We start from the raw sequence: 16271 nt of genomic DNA, 5'->3' as shown, positions 1-16271 counted from the left end.
TTTTTAATCTGCCAGATTAGGAGACAGCCACTTTCTTGCTTCCTGAATGCTACAGCCTCTTCTTTCGGCATAATCTTTAAGCTGATCTTCTGTAATTTTCCCCAGGCCGAAATATTTGGCATGAGGGCTTCCGAAATAGTATCCGGAAACTGATGCTGTAGGGAACATCGCCAGACTTTCAGTAAGGAAAACCCCGGTATTCTCTTCTACTTTTAAAAGATCCCAGATGGTTTTCTTTTCCAAATGATCAGGACATGCAGGATATCCCGGTGCAGGACGGATTCCCTTATATTTTTCTGCAATCAGTTCTTCATTGCTTAAATTTTCCTGATTGGCATAACCCCAGTATTCTGTTCTTACTTTTTGTGCAAAAATTCGGCATACGCTTCTGCAAATCTGTCGGCAAGGGCTTTTACCATAATGGCGTTGTAATCGTCATTGGCTTTTTCGTATTCTTCTGCAAGTTCATCTGTTCCAAAACCGGTCGTCACGCAGAAAGCACCTACGTAATCTGTTTTTCCTGAATTCTGCGGAGCGATAAAGTCACTCAATGCCAGGTAATCTTTTCCTTTGGATCTTTGAGCCTGCTGCCTTAGCGTCAGGAATTTTGCCTGTTCCTGATTATTTTCGTCAAAAATTAAAATATCATCCGTTTCATTGGAATTGGCTTTGAAAATACCAAAGACCGCTTTTGCCTTCAACAGTTTTTCGTCGAGGATTCTTTTCAGGATAACCTGAGCATCTTTAAATAATTCTTTGGCCTGTGCTCCTACCACCTCATCTTCTAAAATATTCGGATACTTCCCGTGGAGATCCCAGCTTCTGAAAAATGGTGACCAGTCGATAAAAGGAAGTAATTCTCTCAAATCCTGATTTTCAATTACAGTCACCCCTAAATTATTGGGTGTAAAGATCTCCTCGTTTGCCCAGTCAATAGAAAAGTGATTCTGCCTTGCCTCTTCGATGGAAACATAGTCTTTATCAACCTGTCTGTTCAGGAATTTCTCCCGGAAATCGGAGTATTCATCTTTCAGTTCTGAAACATAATCTTTGTTTCTGTCGCCCAATAATGAGCTTACTACATTTACCGCTCTTGAAGCATCATTAACGTGAACTACAGCATTTTTATATTTTAAATCAATCTTTACAGCGGTATGTGCTTTTGAAGTGGTAGCACCACCGATCAATAAAGGAAAATCCAGGTTTTGCCTTTCCAGCTCGGAAGCAATATATACCATCTCATCAAGACTTGGTGTAATCAATCCGCTTAATCCAATGACATCAACTTTTTCTTCAATAGCAGTCTGAATAATTTTTTCAGCAGGCACCATCACTCCAAGGTCAACAATCTCATAATTGTTACAGCCCAGTACAACGCTCACAATATTCTTACCGATATCATGAACATCTCCTTTTACCGTAGCCATCAGAATTTTTCCGTTGGCAGGCCTTGAACCGTCTTTTTCTGCTTCAATAAAAGGCTGCAGGTAAGCAACGGCTTTTTTCATTACTCTTGCAGATTTTACAACCTGGGGAAGGAACATTTTTCCGCTTCCGAATAAGTCTCCTACCACTCCCATTCCGGTCATCAGGTTAACTTCAATCACGTGAAGAGGTTTTTCTGCTTGTTGTCTGGCTTCTTCTACATCTTCTTCAATGAATCGGTCAATTCCTTTTACCAACGCATGGGTAATTCTTTCCTGCAAAGGCTTCGTTCTCCATTCCAGGTCTTCAACTATTTCTTTTTTGACGGATTTATGTTTTTCAGAGTAGTCCAAAAGCCTTTCCGTAGCGTCATCTCTTTTATCAAGGATCACATCTTCTACAAGCTCCAGAAGCTCTTTATTGATTTCATCGTATACTTCCAGCATGGACGGGTTTACAATCCCGATATTCATTCCCGCCTGAATAGCATGGTAAAGGAATACGGAGTGCATCGCTTCTCTTACCGTATCATTTCCACGAAACGAAAAGGAAACATTACTTACACCCCCACTTACGGAAGCATAAGGAAGGTTCTGTCTTACCCATCTTGTAGCCTCAATGAAATCAATTGCGTTTCTTCGGTGTTCTTCCATTCCCGTTGCTACAGGGAAAATATTAAGGTCAAAAATAATATCCTCAGCAGGAAAACCAACCTGATTAACCAGGATATCATAGGAGCGTTTTGAAATTTCAGTTCTGCGTTCAAAATTATCCGCCTGGCCTGTTTCGTCAAATGCCATTACAATAACCGCAGCGCCATACCTTTTAACAGCTTTTGCCTGTTTGATGAATTCTCCTTCGCCTCCTTTCAGACTGATGGAATTGACTACGCATTTACCTTGCGCTACCTGTAGCCCTGCTTCAAGAATCTCCCACTTGGAGGAGTCTATCATGATTGGGATTCTTGAAATATCCGGTTCTGAAGCTATTAAATTCAGGAATTTAATCATGGAAGCTTTTCCATCGATCAATCCATCGTCGAAATTAACATCAAGAATCTGTGCTCCTCCTTCTACCTGGTGGCGGGCAATATCGAGTGCTTCAGAGAATTTCTCCTCTTTGATGAGTCTTAAAAATTTTTTGGATCCGGCAACATTGGTTCTTTCACCAACGTTGATGAAATTACTCTCCGGGGTTATAATAAGGGGCTCAAGGCCGGATAATCTTAAATATTTCATTATTTGTCTATTCTTCTAAAATATAATAGGCATTGTTCGCATTCTGCCGGAGCAGATCCACATGTTTGCCTAAAGCAGTAAAAATTGGAAATCTTTTGTAAGCCAAATGGTGTTCTTTTGCAAATTCTTCGATCTCTTCCGTGATCTCATTATAATACATATAGCTGTAGTTCGGAAAAAGATGATGGGCGACATGGAAATTAAAGTTTCCTAAAACATTTCTCACGAACCAGTTGTTTTCCTTCAAATCATTGGTTACCTCAAACTGATGGCGAAGCCAGCTGAACGGAAGACCATTTTTAGCATCCAGTTTCGGAAAAGCATTATCGGGAAGCGGATGCAGAGGCAACAGTACAAACAGCGCAAAAATACTTGCCGCTATTACCTGAAGAAACCATGCTCCCAAAGCCAATCCCAGGGATACTTTAAAAAACAGGACAGGAACTGCAATCTGATAAAAGAAATAGAAGAGTTTGTAGCTCACCATTTTTACTTTTTCAATAGGGGAATTGAGCCCTGGGTCTTTAAGATCACTCTTTCATGATCAAAAAATCCCTGAAATCCCTGATAAACATCCAATTAAACAGATAAAGAGGATATACCAGGAAGAAAAACCTGTGCTGAAATTTCTGTACTCCTTTTGCTTTAATCCATGGAACGATTAAAAGAAGACCGCTCTGTTCTATATCGGTATCCCATCCGTCAACGTTCGGATAGGCATGATGGCTGGCAATATGTCTTTTTTCCAGATGTATGAATTGGCTCCTACAAGATCAAACATATGCAGTACCAGCGAGTTTAATTTTTTACTTTTATAAATGTTATTGTGAGCAGCTTCATGGATCAGATTCAGATAAATCAGTACCAAAAAAATTCCCATCAGAACGAAACTTCCAATATACATCCAGGGCTTGTCTGCATTGAATAAAGCAATAAAATACAAAGCAAAATAGATCAAAGGCAGGATTACCGCTTTGATCTGAATATAGATATCCCTGTTTTCTGAAATGTTCTCTATCCTTTGATTCACTCTGTTTCTTAGTTCATTAAAAAGTTTAATATCATCTGAGTTTTTTAAGTAACTGGGCTTTTCCATGATGTTAAATTTTGTGATTCACTTAAAGTTAACATTTTATAATCAAGCACTTACCCCATATTCAATTAAAAAAATCTATTAATCCTTATCAATCAGGCAAATTTTTGCAATTTTCTTGGAGAATATTCCGCAACAAGATCTGCTATGGCTTTGATGTGATCCGGAGTGGTTCCGCAGCATCCGCCTATGATATTGATTAATCCTTTTTCCACATATTCCTTGATCTGTCTTGCCATATCTTCCGGCGTTTCATCATATTTCCCGAAAGCATTGGGAAGTCCGGCATTAGGGTAAGCGGAGACATAGAATTCTGAATTATGGGCTAAAGTTTCCAGATAAGGCGTTAGCTGATCGGCACCCAGAGCACAGTTGAAACCTACACTCAGTAAATTCAGGTGTGAAACTGAAATCAGGAATGCTTCCGCAGTCTGCCCGCTTAAGGTTCTTCCTGAAGCATCCGTAATTGTCCCTGAAACCATAATCGGGATCTTTATATTTCTCTCATCCTGAATTTCATCAATCGCAAACAAAGCAGCTTTTGCATTCAATGTATCGAAGATCGTTTCTACCAGAAGAATATCTGAACCGCCATCCAGCAAAGCTTCACACTGCTGCTTATAGGCTACTCTCAGCTCTTCAAAGGTAATGGCCCTGTATCCCGGATCATTCACATCCGGACTTAAGCTTGCCGTTCTGTTTGTAGGTCCTATGGAACCGGCCACGAACCTGGGTTTATCCGGATTTTGAGCAGTATATTCATCACATGCTTTTCTGGCAATCTTTGCAGACTCGAAGTTCAGTTCATACACCAGATCTTCCATATGATAATCTGCCATTGCAATAGTAGTCCCGGAAAAGGTATTGGTTTCTATAATGTCTGCTCCTGCCTCAAGATATTTCTTATGAACTTCCTCAATAGCCTGGGGCTGTGTGAGAGAAAGCAGGTCGTTATTTCCTTTTACCGGATGTTCCCAGTTTTTGAAACGTTCGCCACGGTAATCTTCTTCCTCAAATTTGTAACGCTGAAGCATAGTTCCCATAGCTCCGTCAAGAATTAAAATTCTTTCGGAAATTGCCTTGTATAATTGTTCTGAATTTTTCATTGTATAAATTTTGGTTAAAGCCATGTGTATTTTATTCCATTAAACGGCTATAGAATTAATCCAAAGCCTGCTTCAAATCTGCAATAATATCATCAACATGCTCAAGACCTACGGAGCAACGTACCAGCCCTGCGGTAATGCCTACTTCATTTCTTTCCTCATCGGTCAGTTTTGAATGGGTTGTGGATGCAGGATGGGTTACAATAGTTCTGGTATCTCCAAGGTTGGCAGAAAGTGAGCATAATTTTATTTTATCCAGAAAGTTTCTTCCGCCTTCTATTCCGCCTTTAATTTCGAAGGCTACGATATTCCCGCCCAGTTTCATCTGCTTTTTAGCGATTTCATAACTTGGATGGGAGGCAAGGAACGGATATTTCACCAGCTCTACATTGGGATGACTTTCTAAAAACTCTGCTACTTTCAAAGCGTTTTCGCAATGTTTTTCAACACGGATAGCAAGCGTTTCAAGACTTTTCGATAATACCCATGCATTGAAAGGAGACATGGCAGGCCCTGTATTTCTTGCGAAAAGGTAAATTTCTCTGATTAAATCTGCTTTTCCCACAGCTACTCCACCCAGTACTCTTCCCTGGCCGTCAATAAGCTTCGTTGCAGAATGTACAACAACATCTGCACCATATTTAATGGGCTGCTGCAGGTAAGGTGTTGCAAAACAATTATCTACAATAAAGATCAGGTTATGCTTTTTCGCAATCTGTCCGAAAAACTCAAGATCCAGGATTTCAATGGCCGGATTGGTAGGAGTCTCTAGGTATAGAATTTTTGTATTGGGTTTAATATATTGCTCAACATTTTCAGCATCTCCAGCCTTAAAATAAGTAGTTTCTATGTTCCATTTCGGAAAATACTTGGTAAATAAGGTATGGGTAGATCCAAATACCGACTGGCAGCTTACGATGTGGTCACCGGCATTCAATAAAGCCGCAAAAGTTGAATAAATAGCGGCCATTCCTGTGGCAAAAGCATATCCGGCTTCTGCTCCTTCCATTTTTGCAATTTTATCCGTGAATTCGGTTACGTTCGGGTTTGAAAAACGGCTGTAGAGATTTTTAGGCTTCTCTTCAGCGAAGCTGGCCCTCATATCTTCCGCATCCTGAAAAATAAAGCTGGATGTAAGGTATAAAGGGGTTGTATGCTCATCAAACTGGGTTCTTTCAGTCTGGGTTCTTATCGCAGATGTTTCAAAATTTTCCATATAGTTTTAAAATGTAGCAATGTATCAGTTGGGCAATGTAACAATGAGATTATTGGTCAACCGGTACATTGTTAAATTGTTATATTAAATTATTTTGTTTCACTTACTCTCAGAATATCTCCGAAAACTCCTCTTGCCGTTACCTGGGCTCCAGCTCCGGCTCCCATAATCACAATAGGATTTTCACCATAACTTTCCGTATAAATTTCAAAAATAGAATCTGAACCTTTCAACTGTCCTAAAGCTGAGTTCCCCGGTACGGAAACCAGTTTTACATCAAGCTGTCCTTTATCTTTCTGAAGATCACCGTGAAGATCACCTACATAACGAAGTACATGCCCCGGTTCCTGGCTTTCTTTAATTTTCTGGTATTCTTCATCCAGTTCATGTAATCTTGAAAGGAATTCTGATTTTGAAACAGAAAGTAAACTTTCAGGAACCAGATTCTGAATGTTGATATCATCAAATTCATTGATTAAATCCAGTTCTCTCGCCAGAATTAATAATTTTCTGGCCACATCATTTCCTGATAAATCTTCCCGTGGGTCTGGCTCTGTATAGCCTTTTTCCAAGGCTTCATTGACAATTGTGGAAAACTTATCATCTCTCAAAGAAAAATTATTGAAAACGTAACTCAATGTTCCGGAAAATACTCCTTTAATTCTTGTAATATTTTCTCCTGAAAGGTGTAAAAGTTTTATCGTATCGATTAGCGGAAGCCCTGCTCCAACGTTGGTTTCATACAGATAACGTCTGTTGTTTTTGTTCAACGTATATCTTAGTTTACGGTATTCTTCAATGGGAAGGGTATTGAAAATTTTATTGGATGAAACCAAGTCAAAGCCGTTCTCAGCAAGTGCATGATAGTTTTTCACAAAATCTTTGCTTGCTGTATTATCTACTACGATCAGGTTTTCCAGCTGGTTTTCTTTGGAAAAGCTGATCAGTTCCTCAACATTGGACGGGTGTTCTGCCGTTAAAACCTCATCACTCCAATTCGTATTAAATCCTTTTTTATTGAAGGCAATTTTTCTTGAGTTGGCTACTGCAACTACTTTAAGATCGATTTTCTTACGTCTCCTGATTTCTTCGGAAGACTGTAAAACCTGTTCTATCAGAGTTTTTCCTACATTTCCATGACCTATGATCGCTAAATGAACGGTTTTAGGTTTTTTGAAAATTTCAGATTCGATGATATTTTTTGTTTTCTCGTCCTGCGAAGAGGTTACTACGATATTGACTCTTTTTTCTGCTGCCACCTGGTTTAAAAGCAGTGGGAATACATTGTTTCTTGCCAGCTCTGCAAGGACTTTATTGAAATCTTCCGCTACGAATCCAAGCACGGAAACATTATTAATGCTGTAAATCTGTGAAACTTTGCCTGACTTTCTTTCGGCTTCAAATTCATCAATCAGGCAGGTAACTGCTTTTTCTGCATCCGCTTCATTCACCAGGATAGATATCCCGTTTTCAATAGCCTGCTGAGAGATCACTCCCACACTTATGCGTGCCAAAGTAAGCGCCTTAAAAATTCTTCCGTCGATCCCGATTTCACCCAGGAAATCTTCTCCTTCAAATTTGATAATTGATCTGTTCTTTAAAAACTTTATTTCGTTAGCATTTCTCATTCTACAAAATATTTTTTATGATTGTATTTAATTGTTTATATTCCATCAGGAAGGCATCATGCCCGTGAATTGACTGTATTTCGTGGTAAAAAACCTCTTTGTTTTCCTCTTTCAGCTGCTGAAAGCACATTCGGATTTCTGATGCCGGGAAAAACAGATCGGTGTCTACAGCAATAAGGTGCATTCGGGCGCTGATCTTTTCTTGTTGCTTTTTTCGGTATTGATATTCATCAGCAAATGATTCATTAGCTTATAAGCTTTCAAACTAAATCTTTCGTTTAATGAATTTCCGTGATAAACGAGCCAGTCTTCAGATTCTAATCTCTGTTTTTCCGGATCGTATCTATTTTGAAATCTGTCGTTTAAAGATTGAGGAGTTCTGTAGCACAGCATCGCATGGATTCTTGCTTTCTGCAGAGGTTCATCATTTCCGTTTAAGAGGAATTTCTGAACCAGGCACTGTGCATGAAGCCAGTCGTGGGTTTTGGAATCGCAGGCAATGGGAATAAAAATTTCCGCCAGCTGCGGCTGCTTGGCAAGCATTTCCCATGCAATTCCACCTCCGAGAGAGCCTCCGATAATGGCGTATAAATTTTTGATATATAAAGTTTCAAGACCTTTCAGGAATATTTCAGCAATATCCGAAGGGGTGAAATCTTCGTATTCGTCAATTAAAAAGTCATCAAATCCGTTTCCGGGGATATTGAAACACAGAACAGTATACTTATTGGTATCAATGACCTGATTTTCTCCGATCAACTGCTTCCACCATCCTTTTTCTCCGGAAACATTTGAATTTCCGGTCAAAGCATGATTGACCAGTATAACGGGAGCTGAAAACAAGTCTGGCCCGAAGATCTGATAAGTCAGCGGGATATGGTATTCCTTTTGGGAATGGGTTTGATACGAAAGATTAATATAGTTTAGTTCTGTTTTCAATTCTATTATTTTAATACAATTGAAAATGCCACAGGAAATGGCTGAAAAGAACTTCAGTGAGTTATCTGTCCAAAATAAATTGGTAGAACGTAGCACCTTCTCTGCTTGCACAAAGGGTTGCTAAGGTTTCATAGGGTCTAATCCCTCAACCTTTCTTGATAACATTTTCAATATTTGAATGAACGCACTGCAAAGATATGTTTTTTCTTTTAATTTTTTCAAAAAAAATATTTAATATCAAAAAAACCAGTAATAGTAAGTGTTCCAATAGTATATTAATAATTATTCAGATGGAAAGAATTGGAATTTTTTTTCAAAAAAACTAACTTCGTATTTGAAAAGTGATGAAATATGACTGTTGAAAAAGAAAGATTACAAGATTCCAAATGGAAAAACTGGGGGCCATACGTCAGTAACCGGCAATGGGGAAATGTACGTGAAGATTACAGCCCGAACGGAAATGCCTGGAATTATGCCAACCACAATACCGCAGAAAGTTATACTTACCGATGGGGTGAAGAAGGGATTGCGGGGATTTCCGATGTGAAACAGATTTTCTGTTTTGCCTTTTCCTTTTGGAACAAAAAAGATAAGATCATAAAAGAGCGTTTTTTTGGATTAAGCAATCCTCAGGGTAACCACGGGGAAGACATCAAAGAAATCTTTTATTATTTAGATAATACACCTACGCATAGTTATATGAAAATGGTGTACAAATACCCTATCAATGCATTTCCTTATGATGATATTGTTGCGGAGAACGGCAGAAGAAGCAAAAAGGAACCTGAATATGAGCTGTTTGATACAGGAATTTTTGACAATGATGAATATTTTGATATTTTCATTGAATACTGTAAAGGCGACCACAATGATATTCTTGCAAGGGTAACTGTTCATAACAGGAGTAATGAGGATGCTCCCATTGTCCTAGCACCAACTGCCTGGTTCAGAAATAACTGGAAATGGGGATATAACACCTATAAAGGCCAGATGAATGCTGCGTATGACGGATGCATAGATGTTAACCATGACAGTATTTCAATCAAAAAGTTCTATTCAAGAAACAGGGCTGCCCAGAGTGCTTTCTGCGAAAATGAAACCAATACACCTAAACTATATGGCGCTCCTTATCCGGGTAATACCTATTTTAAAGACGGAATCAATGACTATATCATTTATGGAAGCAATACGGTAAATCCGGAAAAAAGAGGTACCAAAGCTTCTTTTATCATTGATGAAATGGTAGGCGCAGGACAATCCAAAGTTTTTGATTTCAGGCTGTGTCCTGATGAAACTGATGAGCCTTTTGAAAATTTTGACGAAATTTTCAGCACAAGAATTGCCGAAGCAGATGAATTCTACAGCGAAGTCCAGAGCGAAACAACGAATGAGGATGAAAGGAATGTTCAGCGGCAGGCATTTGCAGGCCTTCTGTGGAATAAGCAGTTTTATCATTACAACGTAGGAAAATGGCTTAAAGGTGATCCGAATCATGAAGCTCCGAGAAATTTTAATGAGTATGTAAGAAATACAGAGTGGAACCACCTTCACAACAAGGACATTATTTCTATGCCCGATAAGTGGGAATATCCCTGGTATGCGACCTGGGATCTGGCATTTCACTGTGTTCCTTTTTCTATCATTGATGCGGAATTTGCCAAAGGTCAGCTTTTACTTTTAACCAAAGAATGGTATATGCATCCGAACGGCCAACTTCCTGCCTATGAATGGAATCTGAGCGATGTGAATCCACCGGTACACGCATGGTCCTGCTTCAGGGTTTTCAAAATTGATGAAAAACAAAATGGCAAGCCTGATCTTTTATTCCTTGAAAAAGTATTCCAGAAGCTTCTCCTGAATTTTACATGGTGGGTGAACCGGAAGGATAAAAACGGTAAAAATATTTTTGGCGGCGGTTTTCTTGGTCTGGATAATATCGGGGCTTTCGACCGAAATATGGTACTGAAGGACGGCCAGCATCTTGAGCAGGCTGACGGAACGAGCTGGATGGCAATGTATGCTCTCAATATGATGCGCATTGCTATGGAACTTGCCCAGTATTATCAGGTATATGAAGATATGGCGATCAAGTTTTTTGAGCATTATCTGTACATCGCAGAAGCTATGGAAAACTTAGGTGACGGTAAAGAAGGTTTATGGAATGAAGAGGATGGCTTTTTCTATGATGTTCTGCAGCTTGGTAACGGGGACAGTGTGTCTTTGAAGCTGAGAAGCATTGTAGGGTTGATTCCTATGTTTGCCGTAGAAATTGTAGATCACAAATTATTGGAAAAGATGCCGAATTTCCAGGCAAGGATGGATTGGGTCTTAAAGAACAAGCCGGAACTTACAAAACTGGTTTCTCACTGGGACGAGGAAGGACAAGGCAGAAAGCACCTGATGAGTATTTTACGCAAAAACAGGCTGACAAAGGTTCTAAGAAGAATGCTTGACGAGAATGAATTCCTGAGCTCTTACGGAATACGCGCCATGTCTAAAGTATACGAGGAAAATCCGTTTGTATTTTCTGTTCACGGTACGGAAAACGTAGTTTATTATACTCCTGCGGAGAGCGACAGCAGGATGTTTGGAGGTAACAGCAACTGGCGGGGACCGATCTGGTTTCCGATCAATTTCCTGATCGTGGAAAGCTTACAGCGTTTTCACTTTTACTATGGCAACAGCTTAAAAGTTGAATTTCCTACAGGAAGCGGTGAGAAAAAAACCTGGATGAAGTAGCACAAAATATCAGCAGAAGGCTATGTTCCCTGTTTTTGAAGGATGAGGATGGGCAAAGGCCTTTCAATGGGGGCAATGCCAAGTTTAATTATGATGAACATTTTAAAGATTATATTACTTTCTTTGAATATTTCCACGGAGACAACGGCCGAGGTGTAGGAGCTTCCCATCAGACAGGATGGACGGCAACGGTTGCAAAGCTTATGAAACCAAGATTAACAGTATAAATGAAGCTTCCGGCCCGAATGGGCCGGAAGCTTTTAATTTCTTACAACTATTAAACTTTCTCTCCGTTAACAAGAACTTCATACCCAATTTCTACATTCGGCTCTAAGGTTTTTGATACGGAACAATATTTTTCAAAGGATAATTCAGCCGCTTTCAATGCTTTTTTAGGATCTATATTGCCTTCCAGAAGAAATTTCACTTTGATCGATTTAAAAGGTTTTGCATCTTCTACCTGAACTCTTTCCCCTTCTACTTCTGCCTGAAAACCTGTGATTTCCTGGCGTTGTTTTTTCAGAATTGAAACTACATCTATCCCGCTACATCCGGCCACTGCCATCAATACGCTTTCCATAGGAGAAACTCCTTTAGCTCCCGGCTGTGAGGTATTGTCCAAAAGGATTGAGTTCCCCTGGGAGTTGGTACATTCAAATAAAAAATCGTCGTTTATTCTGTTCAGTGTAATTTTCATTGCTTATTGCTTATTGCTTATTGCTTATTGCTTATTGCTTATTGCTTATTGCTTATTGCTTATTCAAAATTATAAAATTCCTCGCGCTTTTATCTCAAGATATTTATTGATAACGTCAATATTTAAATTTTCAGGAAGCGTATATACGGTATAGATCCCATATTTCCGGAGTTCCTGAATGATCAGTTTCTTTTCAAATTCAAATTTTTCAGCGATAACCTCATCATAAATTTCCTGCATACTTTCAGGGTTTTTATGAATAAGAGTCTGTAATTCTGAATTTTTAAAAAATATAACGACCAGCATATGATTCTTGGCAATGCCTCGAAGGTATTTTAATTGACGGTTTAATCCATCCAGGGTTTCAAAATTGGTAAAAAGTAAAATAAGGCTCCGTTGGTTCAGAGAATATTTTACATCCTGATACAGACGGTTAAAATCACTTTCAAAAAAATCGGTTTTAATATTGTATAATGCCTCGGAAATCTTTTTTAGCTGGCCTGATTTGTTTTCAGCAGCTACTTTATTTTCAGTTTTTTTGGAGAACGTCATCATTCCGGCACGATCCCCTTTTTTCAAAATAATATGAGACAAGGCCATAGCCGCATTAATGGAGTAATCGAGAAGACTCAATCCGTTGAAAGGCATTTTCATCGTCCTTCCTTTATCGATCAGAATAAAGATACGCTGTGACTTTTCATCCTGAAACTGATTGACCATCAATCGGTTTGTTTTGGAAGTCGCTTTCCAGTTGATGGTTCTGATATCATCACCGGGAACATATTCTTTGATCTGTTCAAATTCCATCGTATGCCCCAGTTTCCTGATTTTTTTGATCCCACCCAGCATAAATTCACTCTGTAGTGCCATCAACTCATATTTTCTGAGATGAACAAAGGACGGATAAGCTGGCAACATGGCATCTTTCTGGAAGCTGAACCTTCTGGCTACAAATCCTAACGGTGAAGAAGCAAACACATTCAGGTTTCCGAAACTATACTCTCCTCTTTCTTTGGGTACCAAACTGTATTGGAAATAGGTATTTTTGCCCGGCTCGATGTTCTTTGTAATCAGGAAATCTCTTTTCTGGAATTGAAAGGGAATTTCATCAATGATCTTGGTGTTGATCTTAAAACTGTAATTATTTTTAATATCAATTTTTACAAAATTTTCATCTCCGTTGGACAACTTTTCGGGAAGTATCCTTTGGGCCAGCAATGCACTCTTTTGATTAAACAGCAAAAGATAGTCTACCATTACCGCAAGAAAACACAATAACACCAAAATGTGAGCAACCCACATCAGGACCGGAAAGAAAAATGCAAGGACATACACAATCCCCACTCCGATGAGCGAAAAGAAAAATCGTGTATTGATGTATAGGTTTTTCATATTTTTAAGGTAGCAGGTGGTAGATCGTAGGTGATAGGTTTGGGGTTAAACTGGTTGCAGTGAATTTATTAAACCATTCAGCATTTTTGAAATCTCTATAATATTGTTATTTAATTTTTGATAATTTTCTTCATTTAAATAATTAAGATTTTTGGAAATCATTAACTGAGTTTCTACTTCAGCACAGCTTCCTCTGGCTATTTTCAGAAATTGCAAATAGTCTGGTTTGCTTCTTCGGGAGTTGCCTTCAGCAATATTTGATGGTATAGAAACCGAAGCTCTTCTGATCTGCGAAATAAGCCCATACATTTCATCTTTCGGAAAAGAACCTGTACTTCTATAAATATCCGTAACAAAATCAATAGATCTCTGCCAAACCAAAAGCTCCTTAAAATTAGCCATAAAGTCTCATCATTTTAATAAAAAACAATTGTAAGTACATCATTCTGCATTTAGCACCTGCAAACTTTTACCTAATATCTGCAACCTATCTAGGAATTTCTATTCCCTCCAGGATCTGACGTATAATTTCATCTGCAGTAAGGCCTTCCATCTCTCTTTCCGGAGAAACGATTACTCTGTGTCTTAATACTGCATAACTGGCTTCCTTGATGTCTTCCGGAGTTACAAAATCTCTTCCTCTGAGCGCAGCAAAAGATTTGGAAGCTGTAAGCAGAGCCAGTGAAGCTCTCGGAGAGGCACCCAGATATAAAAACTGGTTTTCCCGTGTATTGACTATAATTTTAGCAATATATTCCATAAGCTGAGATTCTACAATGATCTCTTTTACCAAATGCTGATAATTTTTCAGCTGTTCTGCGGTAATGACACGGTTTACTCCTTCCGTCTTATCTTCTTTTTTACTTTCGTGCTGGTTTCTTATAATGGCAATCTCCTGTTCAAGATTAGGATACCCGACATTAATTTTGAAGAGAAAACGGTCCAATTGTGCTTCAGGAAGCCTGTAAGTTCCTTCGTGCTCTATAGGATTCTGGGTTGCTACTACCAGGAATGGCTCGTCCATCATATAGCGGGTTCCGTCCATGGTGATCTGCCTTTCTTCCATCACCTCAAATAATGCGGCCTGTGTTTTGGCAGGGGACCTGTTGATCTCATCAATCAGGATAAAATTAGAGAAAATGGGACCTTTTTTAAATTCAAATTCGGAATTTTTCACACTGAAAACAGAGGTTCCCAAAATATCGGAAGGCATAAGGTCCGGCGTAAACTGGATCCTGCTAAAGCCAACATCAATGGTTCTGGCCAGAAGTTTAGCCGTAATGGTTTTGGCAACACCGGGAACACCTTCGATCAGGACATGACCGTTGGATAAAAGGGCGGCAATAAGATGCTCAACCATGCTTTCCTGCCCTACAATAACTTTGGCTATTTCAGCTTTTACTTTTTCCAGGCTGGCACGGAGCTCAATCATATCAATTCTGGATTGAAACTGGTCTTCTTTTTTATTTAAATTAATAGAACTTTGGTTTTCTACATTTTCATTTTCAAGGTTTTCCATAATTTTTGTCTTTGTTTTTTATGGGAGCCGGTTTCATCCGGTTTTTTTAATAAATTTTAATACTACCGGTTATATCCGGTCTTTTGCTAAATCGTTCCGTTTGTCTGTTTCCTAACTGAACTTTACAAAAAAGCATTGTTACATTTATATCAATATTTCATCAAGAATTTTATTCATCCTTATAAGATCTTCTTTCATCACACTTGCATAGGGATCCTGTCCTTTCTTAATCAGGGCTATTGCTTCATCAATCATTTCTATCGGCTTTCCTGTTTTCAGATGCAGTTTATTGGCAAATTCCGCATCCAGATTTCGGGTATCTATCAATAGATCCATTCTTATTTTGTTCAGGAAATACTGAGCTTTTTTAGCCATCATATCATGGAAATTTCCTTCCTGAAGATAAAGATTCCCAATGCTTTTCACAAAATCTACCGAAGTATTTCTCAGCGGTTCCAAAACAGGCACTATCCGCTGTTTTCTTTTTGCATTAAAGAAAATAAACAGGACCAGTCCGCCTAAAAACACCCACCAGGCATATTTGAGGGCAGGGTTTGAGAGGATAAATCTCATAAAGAACCGCGAAACCTTAGTATCATTTTCTACAAACCAGATGGTTTCTCTGTCCTGAAGGTAAGAAAAAACATCCTGGGCATATTTTAAGCTGCCCGGCTTCAAAAGATAGTAATTGGTGAGGAAAAGCGGTTCGCTGTGTACATAGATCGTTCCTTTCCCAAATTTTGTCTTAATAAAATTTACCTGGTCTGAATTATCTTTTTCCACTGTTTTTCCCAAAACCTCCACCCGGGGCTTAATGTATGAAAATCCTCTGCCGGAAGGGAATTTATCCAGCTTAATAAAATCGTTCTGGTATTGTTTATCCGTAAATTTCAATACATTTTCCTCAGCAAAAGAAATATCCGAGCTATGGTAACCGATACTGTCTGAAATATCTTTTGGAGTATTGCCTACCAGGATCATAGCATCCGAACCGTTTGATACCTGTTCCAGGATTTTTCTCCATGATTGATTATCCAAGTCTTTTTCTATAATGAGGATATTATGAGGATCCTTTTTCCTTTGACTATAATAATCGTAAGGTGACTCTTCAGTTCTTTTCAGATTATTTTTAAACAAATCTTTGGCTTCATTATTAAAGACAAACAGTCCGAAAGGAGATTTCTCATTAATACTGAAGTTCTTGCGCCAGTTTACCGTTTCTTTTTTATTGACTTCAAGCAACGCCAGAATAAGCATCACAACGATGAATATCACAGCA

At 38.8% G+C, this 16271-nt stretch carries 10 protein-coding genes, 3 pseudogenes and 1 riboswitch; of the genes and pseudogenes, 1 reads left to right on the top strand and 12 read right to left on the bottom strand.

The window, feature by feature from the left end; genetic code table 11:
- Positions 1 to 3: 3 nt before the first annotated feature.
- The 7 genes and pseudogenes from metH to N4G44_RS04945 form a co-directional block, all read right to left on the bottom strand.
- Positions 4 to 2663, bottom strand: a pseudogene (gene metH / locus N4G44_RS04975) (methionine synthase).
- 7 nt (positions 2664 to 2670) lie between these two features.
- Positions 2671 to 3150: a fatty acid desaturase gene (locus tag N4G44_RS04970; protein ID WP_474924855.1), complete on the bottom strand. Its 480-nt coding sequence runs from the start codon at positions 3148 to 3150 to the stop codon at positions 2671 to 2673.
- A 195-nt stretch (positions 3151 to 3345) separates the two neighbouring features.
- The gene (locus N4G44_RS04965) at positions 3346 to 3759 is read right to left on the bottom strand and encodes a hypothetical protein (RefSeq protein WP_474924854.1); all 414 of its coding nucleotides are present in this window, start codon (positions 3757 to 3759) and stop codon (positions 3346 to 3348) included.
- 92 nt (positions 3760 to 3851) lie between these two features.
- Entirely contained in the window at positions 3852 to 4862 is a 1011-nt protein-coding gene (locus N4G44_RS04960; RefSeq protein WP_474924853.1) for a homocysteine S-methyltransferase family protein, read from the bottom strand.
- 55 nt (positions 4863 to 4917) lie between these two features.
- Positions 4918 to 6078, bottom strand: coding sequence for an O-succinylhomoserine sulfhydrylase (locus N4G44_RS04955; RefSeq protein ID WP_474924852.1), 1161 nt, complete (start codon positions 6076 to 6078; stop codon positions 4918 to 4920).
- An 89-nt stretch (positions 6079 to 6167) separates the two neighbouring features.
- On the bottom strand, positions 6168 to 7706 hold the full coding sequence (locus N4G44_RS04950) for an ACT domain-containing protein (RefSeq protein WP_474924851.1): 1539 nt from the start codon (positions 7704 to 7706) through the stop codon (positions 6168 to 6170).
- A 1-nt stretch (position 7707) separates the two neighbouring features.
- Positions 7708 to 8645 (bottom strand): annotated as a pseudogene (locus tag N4G44_RS04945) (alpha/beta fold hydrolase).
- 58 nt (positions 8646 to 8703) lie between these two features.
- Positions 8704 to 8810: riboswitch (SAM riboswitch) on the bottom strand.
- Positions 8811 to 8996: 186 nt separating this feature from the next.
- On the opposite strand from N4G44_RS04945, the pseudogene N4G44_RS04940 reads away from it, so the two are divergent.
- Positions 8997 to 11611 (top strand): annotated as a pseudogene (locus tag N4G44_RS04940) (MGH1-like glycoside hydrolase domain-containing protein).
- A gap of 50 nt (positions 11612 to 11661) precedes the next feature.
- Here N4G44_RS04940 and N4G44_RS04935 read toward each other — a convergent pair.
- The 5 genes from N4G44_RS04935 to N4G44_RS04915 all read right to left on the bottom strand — a co-directional run bounded on the left by N4G44_RS04935 (position 11662) and on the right by N4G44_RS04915 (position 16267).
- Positions 11662 to 12081, bottom strand: a complete 420-nt coding sequence (locus tag N4G44_RS04935; RefSeq protein WP_040993591.1) for an OsmC family protein — start codon at positions 12079 to 12081, stop codon at positions 11662 to 11664.
- Between the two features lie 69 nt (positions 12082 to 12150).
- Complete coding sequence (locus N4G44_RS04930) at positions 12151 to 13473, bottom strand: DUF58 domain-containing protein (RefSeq protein ID WP_474924850.1); 1323 nt, start codon at positions 13471 to 13473, stop codon at positions 12151 to 12153.
- Positions 13474 to 13518: 45 nt separating this feature from the next.
- Positions 13519 to 13875 carry a four helix bundle protein gene (locus N4G44_RS04925; protein WP_474924849.1) on the bottom strand — a complete coding sequence of 119 codons (357 nt, stop codon included), beginning with the start codon at positions 13873 to 13875 and terminating at the stop codon, positions 13519 to 13521.
- Positions 13876 to 13960: 85 nt separating this feature from the next.
- Entirely contained in the window at positions 13961 to 14992 is a 1032-nt protein-coding gene (locus tag N4G44_RS04920; protein ID WP_474924848.1) for an AAA family ATPase, read from the bottom strand.
- Between the two features lie 144 nt (positions 14993 to 15136).
- Complete coding sequence (locus tag N4G44_RS04915) at positions 15137 to 16267, bottom strand: hypothetical protein (RefSeq protein WP_474924847.1); 1131 nt, start codon at positions 16265 to 16267, stop codon at positions 15137 to 15139.
- Positions 16268 to 16271 lie beyond the last annotated feature (4 nt).

Source organism: Chryseobacterium sp. GTID13, from assembly GCF_056172655.1.
Note: the sequence above shows the minus strand (reverse complement) of the source record. Positions and strands in the feature narration are given on the sequence as shown.

Coding starts and splice junctions, on each gene's coding strand:
- N4G44_RS04950 (WP_474924851.1), bottom strand. CDS start 7,706: ATGAGAAATGCTAACGAAATAAAGTTTTTAAAGAACAGATCAATTATC.
- N4G44_RS04925 (WP_474924849.1), bottom strand. CDS start 13,875: ATGGCTAATTTTAAGGAGCTTTTGGTTTGGCAGAGATCTATTGATTTT.
- N4G44_RS04920 (WP_474924848.1), bottom strand. CDS start 14,992: ATGGAAAACCTTGAAAATGAAAATGTAGAAAACCAAAGTTCTATTAAT.
- N4G44_RS04970 (WP_474924855.1), bottom strand. CDS start 3,150: ATGGTGAGCTACAAACTCTTCTATTTCTTTTATCAGATTGCAGTTCCT.
- N4G44_RS04955 (WP_474924852.1), bottom strand. CDS start 6,078: ATGGAAAATTTTGAAACATCTGCGATAAGAACCCAGACTGAAAGAACC.
- N4G44_RS04935 (WP_040993591.1), bottom strand. CDS start 12,081: ATGAAAATTACACTGAACAGAATAAACGACGATTTTTTATTTGAATGT.
- N4G44_RS04965 (WP_474924854.1), bottom strand. CDS start 3,759: ATGGAAAAGCCCAGTTACTTAAAAAACTCAGATGATATTAAACTTTTT.
- N4G44_RS04960 (WP_474924853.1), bottom strand. CDS start 4,862: ATGAAAAATTCAGAACAATTATACAAGGCAATTTCCGAAAGAATTTTA.
- N4G44_RS04930 (WP_474924850.1), bottom strand. CDS start 13,473: ATGAAAAACCTATACATCAATACACGATTTTTCTTTTCGCTCATCGGA.